Raw genomic sequence first — 21,615 nt, 5'->3', positions numbered from 1 at the left:
TTACAGGGGACCGTCGTGGCATTTCACAGGCACCAGCGGTACCACCACCATCCCCAAGTGCGCCCGTTCGTCCTCGCCCGCGGTCGGACCCGCACCCGAACCCGGCACCCGCTGTGGGTCCACACGCTGGTCTCGGTGCCGCACTACGACCCAATGCTCGCCACGGCACTGACGCCGCAGGAACGAGCCGTCTACGAGCATGCCCGGCAGGGAATGTCGGTGGCCGAGCTGTCCGCGCACACGGGGTTGTCGCTGGGCTTGGTCCGAGTGTTCCTCGGTGATCTCGCCCGCCGAGATGCGCTCACGATCCACCCGGTGACCGAGTCCACGGCCGCCACTCCGACCGTAACCAACACTCTCCTGCAAAGGGTGCTCGATGGCCTCCAGCGTCTCTGAAAGCAGGCACCATCCTGTAGCTGAGGAGGCGACAGAGTCGGCGAAGCTCGTCATCGCCGGAGGCTTCGGTGTCGGCAAGACCACCCTCGTCGGCGCGATCTCCGAAATCCCACCGATCGACACCGACGTGTGGATGACCTCGGCAAGCACGCAGGTGGACCGCCTAGACCCCGGCCTGGACAAGACGACAACCACTGTGGGGATGGACTTCGGCCGCATCACCCTCCCCCGAGACGGCCTCAAGCTGTTCTTGTTCGGCACCCCCGGCCAACCACGATTCTGGCCCATGTGGGACGACATCTCCCGCGGAGCGCTCGCCGCGCTGGTACTGGTCCACACACCGCGACTGCGCGACTCCTTTCCCGCCATCAACTACTTCGAGATGGAGACCGACCTCCCCTTCGTGGTCGCGGTCAACCGCTGGCACGGTCAGGCTTCACACCCGCTGCCCGAGGTACGCGCCGCGCTGACGCTCAAACCCGACGTGCCGCTCACCGAAGTCGACGCGCGCAACCGCGAATCAGTCAAGGCCGCACTGATCCTGACCATGCAACACGCTCTCGACCGTCTGAGATTCACCAACCGCTATCAGCCCCCGACACGTCGTCCCTCACACACTCATTAAGAGGTGCAACGATGCGCAAAATTCTGATCGTGGGCGCCGGCCAGTGCGGGCTGCTGCTCGGGCACGGCCTGCTACGCGCGGGCGGATACGAGGTAACGATCCTATCGGCACGGACCGCCGACGAGATCCGTCAGGCCCGGCCGACCTCCACCCAGGTCATGTTCGGCCCCGCCCTGGAGATCGAGCGCACCTATGATCTCGACCAATGGGCCGACGAAACACCGGCCATCGGCGGACTACACCTGACCGTCGCGACGCCACCCAGCGGGGACCGCCTGGACATCTTCGGAACGCTGGACAGACCGGCGGGCAGCACCGACCAACGGGTCAAGATGGCCGCCTGGTTGGAACTGTTCGAGGAACGCGGCGGCATCCTCCACACCATGGGTGTAAGCACCCGCGATCTCGACGCAATCACCGAATCCGGCCGCTACGACCTCGTCGTCGTCGCGGCCGGCCGCTCCGAACTGACAGCACTGTTCGACCCGGACCCCACCCGATCACCACACACCAGGCCGCAGCGCGCACTGGCCGCCGCCTACGTGCACGGCATCAACCGCGATCCCGACACCGACGTGTTGCCCAACGTCGCGTTCACTCTCCTACCAGGCCTCGGAGAGCTGATCCTCATCCCGGCACTGACCACAACGGGACCCTGCGACATCCTCTTCTGGGAGGCAGTCCCCGGCGGACCACTAGACGTATTCGACGACCACCCCGCGCCGGCCGAGCACCTGAGACGAGCAGTTGGCTTGATCCGCGACTACACGCCATGGCTGTACCAACGGTGCAGCAACCTGACCCTGACCGACCCCCGCGCCACCCTGGCGGGCCGGTACACCCCCACCGTCCGGCACGCCATCGGCGAGCTCTCCTCGGGAGGACTCGTCCTCGGCGCGGCTGACGTGACAATCAGCAACGACCCCATCGCCGCCCAAGGCGCCAACACCGCCGCCCGCTGTGCCGCCGCCTATCTGACCGCGGTCCTCGACCACGGCACCGCGACGTTCGACCGCGACTGGATGACGGCCACTTTCGAACGGTTCTGGACAGACACAGGTCAACATGTCACCGCGTGGACCAACCAGATGCTCCAGCAACCCGAACACCTACAACGTGTCCTCCGCGCGGCAACATCCCATCCTGAGGTGGCCAATCACCTCGTCAACGGCTTCGCCCACCCGAGCGACCTCGGCTGGCTCATGACGCCCGAGGCCGCCGACCACTACCTCAGCCAGATCGCCCCAAGCACCACCGCACCGGTCGCCAACAGCCGCTGATCCACGCCGCAACATCGGGACCGCGGCCTCGGCTGCTGGTTCCCGACCGCAGCCCCTCACGACCGAGGCCGTCCCGTCGGGGTAGAACCTGGTAACCATGGCGCGCGATGAGGGCGAGTCCGCGGGTGCGACGTCGTGCAAGCGGCCCCCGAAGTCAACCCTCGGGGGAAATTAGTTGTTCTGTCTCGCCTAGGCCCACAGGTTTCGGGCCGCCTGTGGATCTGCACCCAGGACAGCGGTCATCTGCTCCAGTTCGTCCGCGGTGGGGGCTCGTTTGCCGGCGAGGATGTCGCTGACCGTGGTGACGGTGAGGTGGGTGCGGATGGCGAGTTCGGTCAGGGTTGTGGAGGTCAGGTCCGCGTAGGTGCAGAGATAGCGGGCCAGGGCGCGGCGCGTCAAGGGCGCGGTCGGGTCGATGTGCTGCGCGAGCTGACCGAATCGCTCGGGCCGATAGCGGTTCAGGGCTTCGACGACGGCGTCAGCCGGGCCGTGGGTCGCCGTCTGGTCGGTCATCAGGGTTACCTGTACGGCGAGGCGGGCGCACTCGGCCCGCAGATCGGCTGCCTCGGTGGCGAGGTCCCCGCCGGCGAGAGTGGGCATGGGCTCGTGGCGGTTGCTGAGGTTTCCTCGCTCGCCGCGTCCATGGCTTGAGCGCACGTTGTGGTTGGTCTGCCTTGGGATGAGTCCGACCGGCGCCTGCGGCACTCTGCCTTCATTGGAGGTGCGAAGCGGAAGCGGCACCGCGGGCGGCACGGTGTGAGCAGGACCGGGGTTGGACGGGTGCGGTTGCCGCCCGTCCTGACTACGGAAGTGTCCATCGGTGTTCGGCCGGCCGGCGGCTACCCGTGGGACCGCTTCATACAGGGCGGCGGCCTTGGCCCGTATAAGCCCTGAGGGCGCGTCGGCCGGCAGACACTCGATGATCATGTTGGTGGTGGGCCAGGGTGGCCCGTGTCGGTACCGGCCAGACAGGTGCTCCGACAGGGACTGTCGGGTGCAGGCGTGTGGCAGGAGGCCACGGGCGGCCGCGGTACGCAGGATCTCAGCTTGCCCACCGGGGATGTGCTGGTCGATGAGACGCCGTACGTAGAGGGTGTAGTCAGCCGCTTCGGGGCCCGCGCAGCGGGCGCGGATGGTGTCCTCATCGAGTCGGTGCGGCACGGGGGGCATGTCGGGGTCCTTGCCGGGTGGTCCGACAACGGCGGTGGTTGTCGGGTTTTGGTGGGTTAGCGGCAGCTTCCTCTAGTCCGACACCTGTCGGGTCGGCGAGAGTTCGTGCCGGTCACTCATCGGTCTGCGGCTTGTGGGTGGCTGCCGGTCCCCCCGCCGGCCAAGTCGGCAAGCCACGCCGGTGGGGAGGATCGGCCAAACATCGACTGGTGACTGATCGTGAAGGGACTCGTGACAGCATGCCTGATTCTCGTCGCTCACGTAAGGCAGAAGTTCTCGCCGTCGGGGTGGCAGTGCTCGTCGTGCTCTGCCTGCGGAACGCACGCCAGCGCGGTAACCGTCACGCGATCGCAACGGCGGGCCGGAGCCGGTCTGGCTATCGGCGCACGCCCCGTCACCGCTACATCGGATCCCGTCGCAAGGGCAGGCGGTAGCCGTGTTTGTGCAGGTAAGGCGGAAGCACCGGTCCTGTTGCCGAGGCCAACCTGCGTGACTCGAAGGTGATGGATGGCAACCGATCCCCCCGGCCCGCCCGGTGGCATCGACCCTCGCGCCCGGGCGGGCCACTCGACGTTGTGGACCGGGCGACCGGCCGACAGTCATGCCTGTGAGCGGAACGGTACGGTACGTGGCGACATTGACTGTTGTCCGCAGGTGGAGGAGTGGCGTATGGCGGTGGAGTGGCTGCTCGGCCTGGCAGCGGCCGGCGGATCCGCGCTGGTGGGTGCCGCGGTCAACGAGGTGTGGACCCAGGCCCGCGCGGGTGTGGTGGCGTTGTTCACCCGCGGCGGTCGACGCCGACAAGCGGTGCAGACCTGGGCTGACGAGACCGCGCAGGCGATCGAGGCCGCGACACCGGAGGTCCGTGACGACGTGCGCCGGCGGCACGCCGAGGTGTGGAAGGTCCGCTTGGTCGATCTGGTGCAGGAGTACCCGGAGCTGGCCGATGACCTGCGGGTGTGGGCGGATCAGGTCCGTGAGCGGCTGCCCGCCGCGCAGCAGGCGTGGGTGCAGACCTTCGTGGCTCGCGAGCACGCCACGCAGTACAACGCGCCGCAGGGGTCGATCACCGTGCACCACCACAGCCAGCCGCCCCCCGCGACGCCATGAGCGACCCGCACGGCCGGGTCGGGCCGGACGCGGTGTTCGAGGCGGGTGGGCAGGCCACGCAGTACAACGCCCCGCACGGTTCGATCACCGTCCACCACGGCAGCGGGTCCGCGGTGTTGCGCCGGCCGTGGCTGGCCCCACCTCAGCAGGCGGGCCTGGTGGCCCGCCCCGAGCTGACCGGCCGGCTGATCGACCTGGTCTGCGCCCCGCACACCGAACCGGTCGCGGTCACCGGTCTGCACGGCACGGGCGGGTTCGGCAAGACCACCACCGTGGTGTGGTTGTGCCACCAACCACGGGTGCGGCAGCGGTTCCCCGGCGGCCTGTTGTGGGTGACCATCGGTGAACACGCCTCCGGCGCGGAGGTCGCAGCCCGGGTCAACGACCTCGTCGGTCAACTCACCGGCACCCGCTCCACATTCACCGACCCACAACAAGCCGGCCTCTACCTGGGCCAACTCCTGGACACCCAGCCCGAACCGGTACTACTCGTCGTCGACGACGTCTGGGCCGAGCACCAACTCGACCCGTTCCGATACGGCGGGGCCCGCTGCCGCCGGCTGGTCACCACCCGCAACCAGTGGATCCTGCCCTCGGACGCGGCCCGGGTACCAGTGGACCGGATGAACCCCGATGAGGCCGCCCGCCTACTTACCCGCGACCTGCATGATCCGCCCGCCGACCTGGTCGATGCGATCCTGGCCGCGACGGGCCGCTGGCCGGTACTGCTCGGACTGGCCAACCGAACCGCCGTCAAAGCCGTCAGCTACGGCACCACCACCACCGGCGCCCTCCGACACATCGCCGAACAGCTGGCAGAGGAAGGGCCAGTCGCGTTCGACATCGACGACCCACACCGGCGCGACCGCGCCGTCGCCGCCACCATCCGCGCCGGCCTCGACCTCCTCCCCACGGCCGTCGGCGACCGGTTCGCCGAAGTCGCCGTCTTCACCGACGACGTCGACATTCCCTTCGCCGAACTGCACCTACTGTGGGCGGCCACCGGCCAACTCACCCCCGCTGGCGTACGGCGCACCTGCGACGCCCTCGCCGAACTGTCCCTCGTGCTGAACTACCGACCCGACCCGGGCAGCATCCGCCTACACGACATCATCCGCGCCTACCTCATCCACACCTACAACCCGGCCGACCTCGCCGCGCTGCACGGCCTACTACTCGACGCCGCCGCCCTCGTATCAGCCGACCACCCAGGCGATGCCCCGGCGTGGTGGCGGCTGCCCGACACCTACACCTACCTCGGCGCCCATCTGGTCGAGCACCTGCACGCCGCCGACCGACACTCCCAACTCACCGGCCTGGTCACCGACCTGCGGTGGGTGGAAACGCGCCTACAGCGGTACGGGCCCGCCGCAGTCGAAGCAGACCTCGCTCACACCGACAGCCCCGTCACGGCCGAACTGGCCCGTGCCATCCGCCAAGACGCCCACGTCCTCGGCCCCATCACACCACCACACTCACTCGGCGCCGTGCTCGCCAGCCGCTTAGCCGACACCGCAGTCCTGGCACCACTGGTGGAGGCCTACACGCCCCACCTACAACTGCCCCGGTTGGCCAGCCGGTGGCCCATGCCCGACCAACCCCATCCCGCCCTGCGACGCACCCTCACCGGGCACACCAGCTCGATCAAGGCGCTCGCGGTCAGCCCCGACGGCACCTGGCTCGCCACCGCAAGCCACGACCGAACCGTCCGGATCTGGGACCCCGCCACCGGAACCTGCCGACACACCCTCACCGGCCACACTGAGTGGGTCACGGCGGTCGCGGTCTCCCCCGACGGCACCTGGCTCGCCACCGCAAGCCACGACGACACCGTCCGGATCTGGGACCCCGCCACCGGAACCTGCCAACACACCCTCCCCGGCCACACCAGTTCGATGACCGCGGTCGCGGTCTCCCCCGACGGCACCTGGCTCGCCACCACAAGCCACGACGACACCGTCCGGATCTGGGACCCCACCACCGGAACCTGCCAACACACCCTCACCGGCCACGCCTACTCGATCACCGCGGTCGCGATCTCCCCCGACGGCACCTGGCTCGCCACCACAAGCCACGACCAAACCGTCCGGATCTGGGACCCCACCACAGGAACCTGCCAACACACCCTCACCGACCACACCTACTCGATCACCGCGGTCGCGATCTCCCCCGACGGCACCTGGCTCGCCACCACAAGCCACGACCAAACCGTCCGGATCTGGGACCCCACCACAGGAACCTGCCAACACACCCTCACCGACCACACCTACTCGATCACCGCGGTCGCGATCTCCCCCGACGGCACCTGGCTCGCCACCACAAGCCACGACCAAACCGTCCGGATCTGGGACCCCACCACAGGAACCTGCCAACACACCCTCACCGACCACACCAACAGGATCACCGCGCTCGCGATCTCCCCCGACGGCACCTGGCTCGCCACCGCAAGCCACGACGACACCGTCCGGATCTGGGACCCCACCACAGGAACCTGCCAACACACCCTTACCGGCCACACCGGCTGGATCACCGCGCTCGCGATCTCCCCCGACGGCACCTGGCTCGCCACCGCAAGCCACGACAGCACCGTCCGAATTTGGAACCCTGCCGTCACCAATCAACAAACCCTCACCGGCCACACGGAGTGGGTCACGGCAGTCGCGGTCTCCCCCGACGGCACCTGGCTCGCCACCGCCAGCGCCGACAGCACCGTCCGGGTCTGGGACCCCGAGACGAGCAACTGCCAACAAACCCTCACCGGCCACACCAGCTCAATCACCGCGCTAGCGGTCAGCCCCGACGGCACCTGGCTCGCCACCACAAGCCACGACCAAACCGTCCGGATCTGGGACCCCACCACCGGAACCTGCCAACACACCCTCACCGACCACACCAACAGGATCACCGCGCTCGCGATCTCCCCCGACGGCACCTGGCTCGCCACCACAAGCCACGACCAAACCGTCCGGATCTGGGACCCCACCACAGGAACCTGCCAACACACCCTCACCGACCACACCAACAGGATCACCGCGGTCGCGATCTCCCCCGACGGCACCTGGCTCGCCACCGCAAGCCACGACCGAACCGTCCGGATCTGGGACCGCGCCACCGGAACCTGCCAACGCACGCTCACCGGCCACACCGAGTGGGTCACGGCGGTCGCGGTCAGCCCCGACGGCACCTGGCTCGGCACCGCAAGCGACGACCGAACCGTCCGGATCTGGGACCCCGCCACCGGAACCTGCCGACACACCCTCACCGACCACACCAACAGGACCACCGCGGTCGCGGTCTCCCCCGACGGCACCTGGCTCGCCATCACAAGCCACGACCAGACCGTCCGGATCTGGGACCCCACCACAGGCATCTGCCGACACACCCTCACCGGCCACATCAACTCGATCACGGCGACCGTAGTCTCCCCCGACGGCACCTGGCTCGCCACCAGCAGTAGCGACGGGTCTGTGCGAGTTTGGGAGGTGGCGTCAGGCCAGCAGGTGGCGGCGATGCGGGTCAACAGCGAATTGCACTGTTGCGCCTGGCTACCGGATGGATCCGCCGTTTGCGTGGCGGGCACCGGCGGTGGTCTCTACTTTTTCGATCTCCTGGTCGCCTGAGGTAGCCGCAGCGGCGCCAGACCCGCTGGCGCCCCGGGGAGTGGAAGGCGCTCTTGTTCGTTCCGGCCCTCGTAGCTCATGTGGCATGGGTGCGACACGATCATCGCCGCAACTAGGTGTAGCGGAAGGGCGTTGAGAGGAGTTCGATATCTTCGGGTTCAAGGTCCAGGCGGATCCGGAGTAACCGCAGGGGGTGACGCCACCGTCCCCGTTCCCAGGCGACGTCCGCGCTCACTTCGACGATGATCACGGGTTCGACCGGCAGGTAGGTGGTGGGCTGAGGTCGGTCGAAGTGGCCGCTCCATGCCGGCGGTAACGGCTGTGGCCAAGGGTGGGCTTCGCAGGACCCGCTCCATGCCGTGATCGGCAGGAGTGCGCCGAGTTCCTGCCGTTGCGGTCGCGGCAGTGGGGTGGTGCGTCCGACGTAACGCAGCCGCCCGGCAAGGTCGAACCTACCGAGCAGAAGGATGATCGGATCGGTCAGGGGGCCCACAACTCCCCCAATCACGGCCTCAGTGCTGGCCCGCTTCCGCATCTTGAGCCAGTCCGCCCGCCCCAGCCGGTAGGCGCCGGCGGAAGCCTTGGCGACGAGACCTTCGATCCCGACCTGCGGGCCGTGGTCGAACCAGGTCAGCGCGACCTCGCGGTCACGGGTTTGGGGACAGAGCGGCAGTTGAGGCGGGCCGTCAGCCAGCAGCCGCGTCAGGTGGGCTCGCCGTGCCGTCAGCGGCATCTTCAGCAGTTCGGCTCCGGACTCCTGAAGCAGGTCGAAGATCACCAGGTGAGCTGGGTGCTGTCGGGTCTCCTCGGGCAGGTGACGGCCAGCCGTGATGCGACGCTGCAGCAGTGGGAACGACGTTCGCTCGTGGGTGACTTCCCACGCCACCAGCTCGCCGTCGACGACCGTCCCCGGCGGCAGGGTCGCGGCCAGGGCGCGGCACACGTCCGGGAAGTACGGATGCAGTGGCCGGCCTGCGCGGGACTGCAGCATCACCCCTGTCCGGTCGATGAACGCGACCGCCCGCCAGCCGTCCCACTTCGGCTCAAATTGGGTGGCTCCCGAGTGGCCGACGTCGGGTAGGTCGGTTATTGCCCGCGCCCGCATCGGCTCGATCGGCGGTCGAAGCATGCGGTTCCCCCGGGTGCGCGTGGTCACCTCCGGGGGGAAGCTCGGGCTCAACGCTACGCTGCCGACAGTCGCCTAGGGGTTGGATTCGGCGGGGTGTCCCACCGAGCCGGAGTCACCATGAGGATCTGGTGGTGCCACGGCACGCGGGCAGGTAGGACACCGCCGTAGGCTCGTAGGGCGGTACGGCGATGACCCGTGGTTGCAACACAAGCCGCGCCTCGGCGACGCCGTCGGCCACCCGCACGTCGGCGCCGAGCCGGTGGGCGATGCGCAGGGCGCGGACGTTGGCTGGCCCGATCCATGAGGTCAGCGCTGGTGCGCCTGAGCGCTTGGCCACCGTGGTGAGGTGGCCGGCGACCGCCGTTCCGATCCCGAAGCCCTGCCACCGATCCTCGATCAGCAGGGAGGCCTCGGTACTGTCGGGATCCGGCAGACGTATCAGGCTGGCGAAGCCGATGGCGCGGTCTGGCTCGTCGGCCGCTGCGAGCAGGACGCTCCAGGCGCGCGCCGGATCGACCAGCCTGCGCCACTCGGTTGTCCGGAGCGCGTCACGCGGGCCGTGGTAGCGGGCTCGCCGGCTCTGCGGTGAGCACCGCCCGTGTAGGTCGTTGACGGCCGCCAGGTCATCGCTGTGGGCCGTACGGACGAGGACCGCCACGCCGGACAGGGCGATGATTTCGACTGTGTCTGCGGCGCCGGGCGCGTCGGTGGTCATGCTCGTCTCCGTGTCCTCGGTGGCTCTGCCGGCCCTCGGCGCAGGTCTTCGGCACCGGTAGTAGTCAGGCCGGAGCCTGCGCTGGTTTCCTGCCGATTGGGAGGCCCCTGCTGCTGCGGCTGTTCGTGATGCGCCGAACCGACGACGGTGTCGGGGCAATCCCGTCGAGGCGTTGCCCGGGCGGTAATCACCGTCATCGCAGCCGGCCAAGGGCGGCGCCGGTGCCCCTGTCAGTTGTCACCATCGCCGGATGGTGCCTGTGTCATGCACGACCGATCCGCCTATCACGGTCAGGTCGGAATAGATGTCCCGAATACGAGGGTCGGGCGTTTCCGTGGCGTCGAGCACGTCGGCGCTCGGGACGATCAGATCGCCGTAGCCGCCCACCTGCAGTCCACCGAGCCTGCCTTCCTCTCGGCTGAAGAAGCCCTGCTGTGGGCCCGCGTATAGGGTGAGTGCTTCGAGGCGGCTTATTGTCTGCCCGGGATTGACCATCTCGCCGGCGGAGTTTCGTCCGGTGACGAGGGCGTAGATCATGCTCCAGGGAGATAGGCATGATATTCGTGCGCCGTCGGATCCCCCGCCGACGGGTACGGTGGCGGTATCGAGGATCGTCCGCGCGGGGGGCAGAGAGTCACCGGTCAGGTACTGCCAGGGGTGTACGCCTAAGCCGATTCCCAGGCGGTTGGCCCGCCGTATCAGTGTTGGATCTATGCCATCGAGGTGGCCCAGGGACCAGCGGCGTCCACGTAGGGGGTATGTACGGTTCACCTCGTCCCAAAGGTCGAGGGTCTGCCGAATCTCATCTGCGCTGATGGCGTGCTGGTGGTAGATCCACCCGTCCTCTGGTTGGTCGCCGATGCGACGGGCGATCTCGGCCGTGGCCGCTCGGTTGACTGGGCCGGTCAAGTCCTTGAATGCCTGCCGGCCACAGGCCCACTCGCCGACGCCAACCACGCGATGCAGGTCGGAGTCGATGTTCACCTCGCGCCAGTGGTTGTCCAGTACATCACGCAGGGACCCCAGCTCCAGGTCGTCGTCGCGCCCGGGCAGGAAGATTCGCGTCCGCAGGGACAGACGCTGTTGGCGCACAAGCGTCAGATAGGGCTCGTATCCTGTGACGGGATCGAGGTAGCCGAGTCCGGGCACGGTGCCGGACATGTCCATGACGGTGGTGAGGCCAAGCCGCTGGGCGTAGGAGGCCTCATCCAGTAGCTGCCGGCAGGCGTGATCGGGTGTGTTGTGACCCGACAATTTGCTGTAGGCAAGATCAGTGAGGGGACCGGCTGGCACCTCACCGCTGTCCGCCACGGCAACTCCGAGGCGTCGGAGGTGTTGGCGGCAGGCGCTGTTCGTTTGCCCGGGACCGCTACCGGATTCGGAAAGGTAGACCAGATGGTTCGGCGCCGCACGGTCCAGCTCCGACCTGGTTGGGAAGCGGCGCTCGACGAATTGCCGCCGCGCGACCGCGCCGAGCAGCGTAAGCAGGGATCCAGGCGGGGCCTGTCGCGCCTGGCGGGTTATGGCCGCGCAGGCCGCCGACACCGTGAAGGTCCTTTCGAGGCCACGTACGGTATAGCCGGGCAGAAACGCGAGCCTCAGCATATGCACATGGTTGTCGATTAGTCCGGGATACGCGGCTCGGCCATCCAAATCGAACACCGTGGCGTGCGACCGGTCCACTCGTCGGCCCACCGCGACGACGCGGCCACCGCTGATACGCATCTCTTGTGCGATAGACTGACCGGCATCCAGGGTGTGGACGCGCCCATTGATCAGGACGAGATCTTCGCCGGGGCCCACCTGAGCCGCCGCTCGCGTTGCGCGGGGCGCTTCGGTCGCAATACCCAAGGCGCCGCTCATCGCTGCGGGCGCGCGGAGCAGAGCCCGCCTTCCGATCTTCGTGGCGGCGATCCGCGCGCTATTCGCCATAGATTTCACCGATTCGCACCAGCGTGATTCTGCCCGCCTTGTGGCAGAGGCTGTGGAACTGGTGCGATTCCGCCGCTTGCGGCCGACACGACCTCATGTATGTGCACACCCCTGCCGTGTGATCCGAAACGACATCATCGCCCTCCGCTTCCCAATCGGACCTCGTATGACTCGGATCAAGGCTCGCGCCCGTCAACCAGTTCCGCAAGATGACTCTTGTTGACAGGGGCTGACCCGGAGCGGCATACGACGTTTCGGTTTTTGAGCAATGGCATGGTCGGGCTGTCCTAGACGACGCGCCGTCACGTTCCCAGAACAGCACTTCCGGACTGGACGGCTCGTCCGGCGGCACCGAGAGCGCGGTCCCGAAGGCCCGACGCGGGACTGTCGAGCGGTGCGACAGCCGCTGGCCGGACCATCGATGCGACCCTCGGTCGGGCGGGTCGGATTAACTGGTAGAGCCGGTCTGAGTCAGCGAGGCGATGCACCGCCGCGAGCATGAGACAGGCACCCACCCGCCTGCCGTCGGTACCGACCCTTTGACGGTAGCGACCTGCCATGCGGGCCAAGAGGCGACGCTGGCCGGCGATTCGCTCAGCTACGGGCACATCCGGCCTGTCCTGCATGTCGGTACGCAGCCTGTCGCTCGACGCATGCATGGCGGCACGCACCTCGGCCAGGCGCACGACGTGGACTGCCGCAGCAGCGGCCGGCTCGTGAAGTGACCGCCAGCCGGTGATATGCCATTACGAGTCAGCTACATCGAGTCGAGTGACTACTAACGGCGAAGGCGAGCGCTGCGGCGTAAGCATGCAGCGCCTTGGGGAAGGAGTGGTTGACCTCGACCGATCCTGCTGGGCGAGGCCACCGCGCCCGGTCATCTCGATAAAATCTGGCAGTCTCCCCAGTCATGCCCAAAAGCGTCTCCATGACCGCCGCATGGGTAGCTACCAACGTTCCTTCCTGCCCTAGGCGCACTAGCGGGACGTACACCTGCGGCTCCCTGATCACGTCAGACGGCCGAACTGGCATAACATCAGAATCGGGTGGCAGGCGGCCCGCTGCCACCGCTGCGGCGACTCGTACCGCATAGGTGGCGTACATTCCTGCATATTTGGCGTATCTGAAGAACAAGTGATCCATGTGGGCCAACTCAGAAATCGCCAGCTCATGAGCGGCACCCAGTGTCGACGTCATGTTGCGGCGATCGGACTCAGCTAAGTCAATCAAGCCTTGAGCCCGACGCTCGCCGAGGTTCGCAAACCTAATCGCGTCGACGACGCTGTTGCAAGCTATCCCAAGGTCAGCCAATCGGTCAATGACCAGATTGGGAAGACTCAGGCTCGCGTGCATAGGAATCAGTTCATGCGTCATCAGTTCCATGCGCCTCTACCACTCGATCTGTTGGTGACGGCTATATTTCGGTTGGCACCTTAGGTAGGCTCCTACGCCTGCCGGTACCACTGGTTCGCTAAATTCGGCTGCCTCCGTTCGTTGAGGTTGTCGTAGTCGACTGGTCCTGATGGCTATGAGTTGACCTCCTGCGCGGGTTGGCCCGGCTTGAAACCCGTACTCGGCCGTGGTATCCCGCGACTGACATGAGCCCCGGGTTAGGCCGGCAGCGGCCTCGGTCGCGGGCAGACGCGGCTCGATGAGATTCCGCCGCAATCGTCGGCTCATAGTGTTCTCGTCTGGGTGGAGAGCTGCTGGGATGTGTCTGTCGCTGCGGTGGCGGTCAACCGGTGCACCAGGTCGCTCGCGGGCAGGTCGGGACGCCGCCAGTGGACCATCGCTGCCGCGCCGGCCACCACCGCCGTCCGCGGCGGCTGTGCCGCTGGCTTGCTGGTAGCCGCCGTCGCGGCTACTGGTCAACACGTCGACCCCGAGGGCGACCAGGTCGATAACCTGGCCGACCAGCGACAGCGGGCTTGTCGTGCCGTCGCCTCCGGTGGCCCCGACGACGGCCTCACCCCGTAGCCCTGCCAGGTATGCGGCGGCGCCGGGATGGCCGTTGGCGTCCACGACGACTACCACGTCGGCGGCCACCGCCGCTTCGACAACCGCTTTGAGCCGGCTCGATGGTCGCTCGGTCAACGAGAGCATCAGGCGCATCGGCTCCCCGGTGTACTGCCTCGTCGACCGCCGGTGCAAGGACGGCGCCGGCGGAATCGGGGTGGGCCGCGACGACGCTGGTGCCGATGACCGCGACGGCCGCGCCCGTGCCCCGGCTGGTGTGATGCGCGGTGGTGACCTGCAGGGCGTCGAGGTGCCGTGGCCGGGACCGTACCGGGTGATCGGGGTCCGTCGGTGGGAACACCGGTCCCGCCAGGAGTACCGCGCACGACACGATGAGCCCGGCCGCGCCACTGGAGACATGCCGCTGCGGAGCCCGCAGCTTCATGATGGCCGGCAGGAGCGATTGACGGGTCGTCACCGCAGGCCCGCCCTCTCCCCGCTCGGGGCGCCGGTGCCAGTCATGCTCGGCCGGGTTTGCCGGGACCGGCATGAGTGGTTCGATCTCCCTCCGCTGCACACAGCGTCGTCTCCCACGTGGCGGCGAGGGCGGGAGTGAGGTCCCCGAAGAGGGCGGGTGTGGCGATCTCGAATAAGAAGCCTTTGAGTAGGTTTTCGAACCCGGTCTCCAGGCCGATGTCGTCACGTCCTTCCAGCGCCTCGGCCCAGCGTTGGCAGTCGACGGCGGTCAGGTCGCCGTGGAGGTATCGGCGTAGCAGGCGTAGGGCATCTGCTCGGGTCAGCGCGACCAGTTCGGCGTCGCTGTCCCACGGGAAGCGGGTCAGAGCTGTCGTGGCTTCGTCTAGAGGCAGACGCAGCTCGATGAGATTCCGCAACGCGTCAACGCGTTGGGATCGCGGGAGCCCGCTCATAGTCCTTGGACCCGGGCGGACAGGTGGTGGATGGCGTCCGACGCCGCGTACAGGTGGTGATGGGCCGCATCGAGATGGTGGGCGGCTGCTCGGAGGGGGCGCCGGTAGCGTGGCACTGCCAGGTCTGGCGGGGGAAGCGGCAACAGCTCGCGTAGCCCCACGGTCAGGTGAAGTGCCGCATCGAGGTCCTGGGCGGCGGCGCGGACCTGGTCCTTGACCGATCCGATGCACAGATGCCCGTACTGGGCGGTGTATGGAGCGAGGGTCGGGACCGCGGCGAGTCGAGTCTCGTAGCGCGCCCGGATGAGGGCATCGACCCCGGCACTCGCGACAACAGCCGCCAGGCCCGTCGCCGCGATCATCGGATAGCTCTCAAGCTTGCGGGCGACGATCATCATGGCCCAGATCATCAGGGGCATCCAGTAGGCCAATTCGGTGCCGGCTCGACGACGGCGAGACAGCACCCGGACGACGACGTCGAGATGGTCACCGGCGGCACGCAGACTCCGTCTCGTGTCCGAACCCCAACCGTTGCCGTTGAGCGCGCCGTCGATGGCGGTGATGGACCTGGTTGCCGCGACAGCGCGCCGCCGCGCCACCTCCGCGCCATCGAGCAGTTCCCGGCGACCTGCTCGTCGAATTCCCTCACGACCGCCACACGGCTGCCAGATGACGCCGGTGGGCTTGCGCCCCGTTTCGGCGTATTCGGCGACGACGGCGCGGGCGGTGGCGGCCGAGACGCGTACGAGGCGGGCCGGGATCGTGACAAGTCCGAGGTCATGGCAGTGCAGGACGGTGATGGGCTGGCCCGGCGGCAGCTCGACGCCGTAGGTGTCGTCGGGCAGCCATCGCAGCGCCGCGCGGCCGGCCTCGACGTCAATGTCGACGCGTAGCTGGTGAGTGCCTGCCGCGGGTCCGAGCCACAGAGTCTGACCGGTCCCGCCGTGAGCCTGGATCATGGCCGCGACCTCATCGATCCAGGCGAGAGCGTGAGCCTGTGTGGGTAACTGGTCGGTGTGGCCGTGCCAATCCGAACCGAAGATCACGCCTGTTGGTCCTTCCGGGTGAGGCGCCGGCGCCTGAGCGCCAGCCAGACAGCGCCGGTCAGGGCGAGAACGAGCAGTGGGCATCCCATCGCCGTGTACGCCGCGCCGCTGAGCTTCAAGGCTGCCGGCCGGTCGGTGGGGGCAGCGGCCTCAGCCGGCGGCCACTGCTCCTGTGTCCGCCACACCTGCGGGGTGGGCTTGGGTGTCAGCTCCGGTCTCAGGGCCGCGAGTAGGTCCAGCGCGCCGTGGCCGTACTGCGGGTCGCGGCCCGGTGGGCCCTTGTCTGTGGCGGTGCTGGTGAGCCGGTCCCGGACCTGCACCGCCGACAGGTGCGGATACTTCGACCGGATCAGCGCGGCGGCGCCGGCCACGATCGCCGTGGCGCCGCTGGTGCCCGTGCCCCGGCCGTAGCCGTCGAGGGCCGGTCTGACGAGGTCGACCCCGGGGGCGGTGATGTCCACCTCGACGCCTCTCACCGACACCTCACCCAGCCGGCCGTCGCGTTGCGTCGCACCCACGGCGAGCACCCCGGGGTACGCCGCCGGGTAGCCCACGCGATGAGCCTCGGGTCGGTTTCCAACACCGGCGACGAGCACCACGTCGGCGTCCACCGCGGCCTGGACCGCCTCTCGAAGCGCCGTATCGGTCCCACCGCTAAGGGACATCGATATGACGGTGGCGCCTGCCCGCACGGCGTCGTGGATGGCGGGTGCGAGGGTGTCTCCCGGCATGTACATCCCCCGCCCGACCCGGATCGGGTAGACCGTCGCCTCGGGCGCGATACCCAGCGCGCCGTGGGCCCTACCCGGGCCGTGTCCGCGGGCGGCTATCAGCCCGATCATCGCGGTGCCGTGACCGTCGGTGTCGACATGACCGTCGGTGGAGTCGCCCATCAGGTCCACGCCCGACAGGATGCTGCCGGCCAGGTCGGGATGATCGGCTGCGACACCTGTGTCGGGGACCGCGACGATCACACCCTTGCCGCGACTGATCGTGTGCGCCTCGGCCACCTGGAGGGCCGGCAGATGCCACTGCCGGTCGCGGACCCCATCGGCCCTGGCTGGGCCCGCTCCGGTTCCCAGGACGAGCACTACGCCCACGGCCGCAGCGGCGCCTCGGCGCAACCATGCCCTCATCTCGCGGATTCCTTTCCAATAAGCGCTGCTGGAGTGTGTTGACGTCCCGAGGGCCGGCCCGCCCCCGAGGTGGGAGGACGGGCCGGCTGTGAACCGGTGTGTCAGGACGTACGCTGCGGCTTAGCTGCGCTGCCGGTCGCGGCCCCGATGGTGGTCGGGCCGGTGATGGCCGCCCGCAGGACCCAGGACCACCAGTAGGTGATGTCGGTACAGACCATCGGGTGGCCGGGTGCGCTCTCGTCCGCTCCTCGGCTGAGGAGTCCGACGACCACCGTTCGACCGCCGATGTCCTGCACCAACGGGCCGCCGCCGTCGCCGCGCCAGGGCCCGCCGCCGCCAGGTTTGTCGATGCAGAGTTCCCCGGCGGCGGACGGGAAGCCGCCGGCGCACTGCTCGGTCGGCACGACCTCAGCGGCCATCTGCTGAAGGTGCACGGGCGGCGCCGTCGCATCGGGCTCGGTCAGGCCCCATCCGTAGAACCGGGCGGGCTTGCTCCGGTCGATCCGGGGCGAGAGCCAAAGCCCACGGTGCGGCACCCGCTGGTCCAGCCTGAGGATCGCGAGGTCGCCGGTGGGCTGCCCGTCACCAACCGTCCAGTCCCACTGCGTCGGGTGTACCACCCCGATGACCTTGGCGACCGTACCGCCCGTGGTGCGGTCCAGCGACCCCGCGCGCACGTGGTATCCGTCCGGGGTCGGAGCCTGGCCGGGCCTGGGCGTGGCACAGTGGGCACCGGTCAGGACGCGGTCACGCCACGGCTCCAGCAGGAATCCGGTGCAGATCGGCCAGTTGGGATCGCCGCGGTGGTTGATCTGGATACTGACCGCGCCCGGCTGCCGGGTGGCCGGCTCCCCGCCGACGATGCGCGTGCTCGGCACGTCACCCGGAGATTCGCTGTCCCAGCCGGGCGGAGCCGGGAACGGGCGGGGGATCACCGTGCGGTGTCCGCCCTGGGGGGCGGCGGACACCGCGGGCTGGGGGACGCCCAGCATGGCCGCGACGACCGCCGCGGTGCCGGCGGCAGCAGCAGCCCTGGTTCGATATCTGAACAAAGGGGGCCTTTCATCTGTCAGCGGACACACAGATACCCGTCCGAGGAGGAGGGGTTGTCCGGCCGGGGTCCGCTGGTAGCCCGGCCGGAAGTTAGTTGCGCTGGCGTTGCGGGTGGCTGCCGTCAGCGTCTTGCGGTCGGGGCCGCGACCGTCGGTACCGGATGGGCGTTGACGTCGGGACGGTCCGTATCCCGAGTCACGGCGCCGGCCGGTTCGGGGGGCAGTTGGCGGGCGGGTTGCCTACAGAACTTCAGGTCGAGTTGCATGGTGACCAGCCGGTGGTCCGACGGATACGGCGCACTCGGGTCGGGTATGTGGACCTGGTAGCTACCCGGAATCACGGAGGGCAGCATCGCGTCGTTGACCAGCAGGTAGTCGATGAGCAACTCACCGCCTGGATCCACGCCCTCATTGACGGTGGGCACGATGAGTTTGCTCGGGTCGTCGCGCCAGGCGAGCTCCGCGACGGCGTGCAGCCCGGCGCCGTCCTTGCGCTGTCCGGTCTCCTTGTCCCACCAGCCGATGAGGTAGTCCATGGCGCGGGTGTCCGGCCCCCACTTGCCGTCCGGCCCGAGCATGCCCTTGTGTCTGCGAGACGGGAACGGCGCCTCTTCCCACCTCCGTTGCGGCAGGTGCTTGCCTGAGGCAGTGCTGTTGAAGTCGCCGCCGCCGATCACCGGCAGCTGCTGCATGCTGCCGTAGCGGCCGATCCGCCGCGCCTCCTCCAGCCGATCGTCTCCGGAGACGTTGCTGAGGTGATGGACGAATGCCAAGAACTCGGCGCGCTCTGCCGCGGTGGCCCCGCTGTCGACGACCGCGAATTTGGCCACGTTGACCTGATCGAGGTAGGCGCCCGTGGCGCCCGGCCGCCACCAGCGACGCAGGGTCAGCACGTTCGGATTCCAGAAGACCGCCGGTGGCATCGGTCCGCGCTGCATCCAGCCGAGATCGACCGAGTAGGGCACCCCCAGTTCGTCGGACAGCGCCTCGGCCGCCCCGTACATCGGCACACCCGCCTCGTCGGCGTATTTCTTCGCCTCGCAGAACAGGATGAGGGCGGGGGGTGCCGGGGCGACGGCGAACGCGCGTTGCAGCGGGCGGAAGTCGTAGCCCCCATCTTTTCTGAGGCCGCCGTCCTGATAGTTGATCAGGGCGACATCAATACAGGTCATAAAAGCTCCTCCGGGTTCAGCAATCCGTCCAGTGCGGATACATGCCTCGTGGGCTCAGTGGGGACGGCTCGGTTCCGCTGGTGCCGCCCGACGTTGGGGGTTTGGGGCATCAGCGATCCGGCCGGCGCCTGCTATCCGCCGAAGCTCATCCCTGGTCCCTGACCGGGTATCGCTGTGCAGCCCTTCCTCGTCCATCACCGATAGCAGCGCCGTGACCGGCGCTTGGATTCGGTTTCGACAAAAGGTGGTCTCGGTCGCTTCGAATGCGCCGTGCTCGAACCATCGCTTGGAGGCGGTGCATCCGCCTCCGCAGTATTCCCAGAACGAGCAGCGATTCCTGCAATTGACGAGCCCGGTGGCAAACCGTCGAACATAGTCCACGTTCCGGATCTGCTCCATGATCGTAGGCAGCGGCGTGGTTAATACGTTTCCCACGACGAAGTTGCCGTGTTCAGGCGCAGGCGCGCCGGCGAGTTCGGGTCCCGTGACAACCACGTCGCCGTTGTAGGCAACGGTGGGCAGAGGCTCCACCGGGAGGGCCGGCTCCTGGTGCTTGAGGAATCGCGCAAGGTCCGCGATCTCGCGGACCCGCAAGCCGGGGTTGGCACGCAGGTACGCGATCACTTCCCTCCAGAACGCCACCGCCTGCTCGAAGGTGATTGTTGGACGGCCCCGGTCAAGGTTCGCGTTATCGCGCTCCTCGAAAATGAAGCCGACGGCGGCAGTCCCCAGTTCGCCCAGGAATCCGAGCACCTCTGACGCGCGGTCAACGGTTGCCGCGCTGACTACGGTGAGGACTGTGACCGGGATTTCATGAGAATTCAGCAATGCGATGCCTCGCATCGCCCGGTCGTAGGTGTCGCGTCCCTCCCAATCGCGGCGCGCCGAGTTCAACTGCCCTGGCCCATCGATCGAAACGCCGACCGCCACGCCGTATTCCGCGAACAGGTCACACCACCCATCGTTGATCAGGGTGGCGTTCGTCTGCACAGCGTGCGCGATCACACCCGAGTCGCGCAGCTCCTCGAACGGCGCCAGGAGCCGTTCGAAATGGGAACGCCCTGTCGCAAGCGGCTCTCCAGCGTGCCACCCGACGGTAACCGGCCGCCCGTCTTGCACCGAGATGCCCTGGGCGATCGCTTCGGCGACCTCGACCGACATTCGATTGCGCCGGTCTCGCCCCGGCAGGTAGCAGTACGCACAGTCGATATTGCAACGCGTGGTCGGCTGCGCCAGCACGAGACCGAAACTATGCGATAGGGAGTCGAGAGGCTTCTGATCGCCCGGATCGATTTCTGGTGCGCTATCGCAGACAGCGATGCCGCCGACCTGGAGGGAGGACGGCATTGAACCCGTACTGTCACCCGTAGGCGTATCCTTCATGACAGATCCATTCCCTTCGTTGCGCCTGGCCAGCCCATGCCTGCATCCGTTACGGAATTCAGAATGCTCTAGGCCCTAAACGGCCCGGCGCCGAGCTTCGACCATTGGACGAAGGGAGCATTCTTGCCCCACTGCGTGAAGCTGGAGGGGTTGTCTGCCCCGGAATCTAGCGCCAGTTGCTGGTCGAGGAGTTCCTCAACTGTCGAATTCAGTTCCGGGTCGTGGCTGACCACTGTCGCAGTGTGGGCCATGTCGTTGAACTTCCTCTCATCGATGGTGAACGGTTTCTATACGGCGTGGCGTCGCTTTAAGGCAGCCGGAACCACCCAAATTCCGTGCCGGCCGACTCCACCGCCAGGTCGGCGTGGCCACTGGCGGTACATGGCCACGGCCTCGTCGCCTAGTTAGGGTCTTCGCTCTCGGTCCGGCCCCCGAGCGCTTGGTCGAGTGCGGTTCGGTTTGGTTAGGGTGAATCCGATGCTGGCGACCAAGATGGCTATCCCGTTGATGGCCCGAAGGGCAGCGCGCATCACGAATCCGCCGGGATTCAGGGGTGGCGGGCTAGCCGGCGGTAGCGACGGCTGTTCTGTCACGGCAGCCTCCTGGGGTGCCCGTCCCGGCGGGTGCGAATCCGACGCGACAGGCTCGGCAGGTATACGACCGCGGCGATCAGCGCGATCGCGCCGACCGCTACGGCACACACCAGCAGCACGTGCAGCAGCAGATTGACCACCCCGGCTGCGGCGAGGATCACTGCCGTCCAGCGCGCGGCTCGCTCCTCCTGCTCTTCGTACTTCGCCCTCTCCGGGTCCGGCGAGGAACTGGGTCGTACCGGTGTCGCCACGGCGGTAGCGGGTGCGCGCGTCGGCGAGGGCGTCGGCGAGACGTCGGCGGTGGGGACGGCAAGGTCCAGGGAGCCGTGGCCGTAGCGGCTGTTCCAGCCGTAAACGCCCTGATCGACCGG

At 68.0% G+C, this 21,615-nt stretch carries 18 protein-coding genes; 5 read left to right on the top strand and 13 right to left on the bottom strand.

Annotated elements, in window-relative coordinates; translation table 11 throughout:
- The first annotated feature begins 57 nt into the window (after positions 1 to 57).
- From ACQEUR_RS18570 to ACQEUR_RS18560, 3 genes are read left to right on the top strand one after another with little or no spacing between them, the layout of a single operon-like run.
- Positions 58 to 396, top strand: coding sequence for a DUF742 domain-containing protein (locus ACQEUR_RS18570; RefSeq protein WP_433032538.1), 339 nt, complete (start codon positions 58 to 60; stop codon positions 394 to 396).
- Positions 377 to 1,021, top strand: a complete 645-nt coding sequence (locus ACQEUR_RS18565) for a GTP-binding protein (RefSeq protein ID WP_433032535.1) — start codon at positions 377 to 379, stop codon at positions 1,019 to 1,021. The genes ACQEUR_RS18570 and ACQEUR_RS18565 overlap by 20 nt, the downstream gene beginning before the upstream one ends.
- Positions 1,022 to 1,032: 11 nt before the next feature.
- Entirely contained in the window at positions 1,033 to 2,301 is a 1,269-nt protein-coding gene (locus tag ACQEUR_RS18560; RefSeq protein ID WP_433032532.1) for a styrene monooxygenase/indole monooxygenase family protein, read from the top strand.
- Between the two features lie 189 nt (positions 2,302 to 2,490).
- Here the strand turns inward: ACQEUR_RS18560 and ACQEUR_RS18555 are convergent, their stop codons facing one another.
- Entirely contained in the window at positions 2,491 to 3,471 is a 981-nt protein-coding gene (locus ACQEUR_RS18555) for a helix-turn-helix domain-containing protein (RefSeq protein WP_433032529.1), read from the bottom strand.
- 669 nt (positions 3,472 to 4,140) lie between these two features.
- Here ACQEUR_RS18555 and ACQEUR_RS18550 point away from each other — a divergent pair.
- Positions 4,141 to 4,581: a hypothetical protein gene (locus tag ACQEUR_RS18550; protein ID WP_433032526.1), complete on the top strand. Its 441-nt coding sequence runs from the start codon at positions 4,141 to 4,143 to the stop codon at positions 4,579 to 4,581.
- Entirely contained in the window at positions 4,578 to 8,201 is a 3,624-nt protein-coding gene (locus tag ACQEUR_RS18545) for an NB-ARC domain-containing protein (protein ID WP_433032523.1), read from the top strand. The genes ACQEUR_RS18550 and ACQEUR_RS18545 overlap by 4 nt, the downstream gene beginning before the upstream one ends.
- Before the next feature lie 112 nt (positions 8,202 to 8,313).
- Here the strand turns inward: ACQEUR_RS18545 and ACQEUR_RS18540 are convergent, their stop codons facing one another.
- The 12 genes from ACQEUR_RS18540 to ACQEUR_RS18485 form a co-directional block, all read right to left on the bottom strand.
- Positions 8,314 to 9,357, bottom strand: a complete 1,044-nt coding sequence (locus tag ACQEUR_RS18540; RefSeq protein ID WP_433032520.1) for an ATP-dependent DNA ligase — start codon at positions 9,355 to 9,357, stop codon at positions 8,314 to 8,316.
- Between the two features lie 85 nt (positions 9,358 to 9,442).
- The gene (locus tag ACQEUR_RS18535) at positions 9,443 to 10,045 is read right to left on the bottom strand and encodes an N-acetyltransferase family protein (RefSeq protein ID WP_433032518.1); all 603 of its coding nucleotides are present in this window, start codon (positions 10,043 to 10,045) and stop codon (positions 9,443 to 9,445) included.
- A 237-nt stretch (positions 10,046 to 10,282) separates the two neighbouring features.
- Positions 10,283 to 11,977, bottom strand: coding sequence for an amidohydrolase family protein (locus ACQEUR_RS18530; RefSeq protein ID WP_433032743.1), 1,695 nt, complete (start codon positions 11,975 to 11,977; stop codon positions 10,283 to 10,285).
- Between the two features lie 753 nt (positions 11,978 to 12,730).
- Complete coding sequence (locus tag ACQEUR_RS18525; RefSeq protein WP_433032515.1) at positions 12,731 to 13,360, bottom strand: hypothetical protein; 630 nt, start codon at positions 13,358 to 13,360, stop codon at positions 12,731 to 12,733.
- Positions 13,361 to 14,451: 1,091 nt separating this feature from the next.
- Positions 14,452 to 14,826: a hypothetical protein gene (locus tag ACQEUR_RS18520; RefSeq protein WP_433032512.1), complete on the bottom strand. Its 375-nt coding sequence runs from the start codon at positions 14,824 to 14,826 to the stop codon at positions 14,452 to 14,454.
- A 32-nt stretch (positions 14,827 to 14,858) separates the two neighbouring features.
- Positions 14,859 to 15,908, bottom strand: coding sequence for an Imm1 family immunity protein (locus ACQEUR_RS18515; protein WP_433032509.1), 1,050 nt, complete (start codon positions 15,906 to 15,908; stop codon positions 14,859 to 14,861).
- Positions 15,905 to 17,044 (bottom strand): S8 family serine peptidase, encoded by a 1,140-nt coding sequence (locus ACQEUR_RS18510; protein ID WP_433032506.1) that lies wholly within the window; start codon positions 17,042 to 17,044, stop codon positions 15,905 to 15,907. Before ACQEUR_RS18510 ends, ACQEUR_RS18515 begins: the two co-directional genes overlap by 4 nt.
- Positions 17,045 to 17,145: 101 nt before the next feature.
- Positions 17,146 to 17,922 carry a S1 family peptidase gene (locus ACQEUR_RS18505; RefSeq protein WP_433032503.1) on the bottom strand — a complete coding sequence of 259 codons (777 nt, stop codon included), beginning with the start codon at positions 17,920 to 17,922 and terminating at the stop codon, positions 17,146 to 17,148.
- Positions 17,923 to 18,218: 296 nt separating this feature from the next.
- Positions 18,219 to 19,268, bottom strand: a complete 1,050-nt coding sequence (locus ACQEUR_RS18500; RefSeq protein ID WP_433032501.1) for a hypothetical protein — start codon at positions 19,266 to 19,268, stop codon at positions 18,219 to 18,221.
- Positions 19,269 to 19,322: 54 nt separating this feature from the next.
- Entirely contained in the window at positions 19,323 to 20,651 is a 1,329-nt protein-coding gene (gene amcB, locus ACQEUR_RS18495; protein ID WP_433032498.1) for a cyclophane-forming radical SAM peptide maturase AmcB, read from the bottom strand.
- Between the two features lie 68 nt (positions 20,652 to 20,719).
- Positions 20,720 to 20,884, bottom strand: a complete 165-nt coding sequence (locus ACQEUR_RS18490) for a hypothetical protein (protein ID WP_433032495.1) — start codon at positions 20,882 to 20,884, stop codon at positions 20,720 to 20,722.
- A gap of 356 nt (positions 20,885 to 21,240) precedes the next feature.
- Positions 21,241 to 21,615 (bottom strand): hypothetical protein (locus ACQEUR_RS18485; RefSeq protein WP_433032492.1); only part of this gene is annotated, 375 nt, incomplete at its 5' end.

Source organism: Plantactinospora sp. CA-290183, assembly GCF_050936375.1.
Taxonomy (GTDB): domain Bacteria; phylum Actinomycetota; class Actinomycetes; order Mycobacteriales; family Micromonosporaceae; genus Plantactinospora.
Note: the sequence above shows the minus strand (reverse complement) of the source record. Positions and strands in the feature narration are given on the sequence as shown.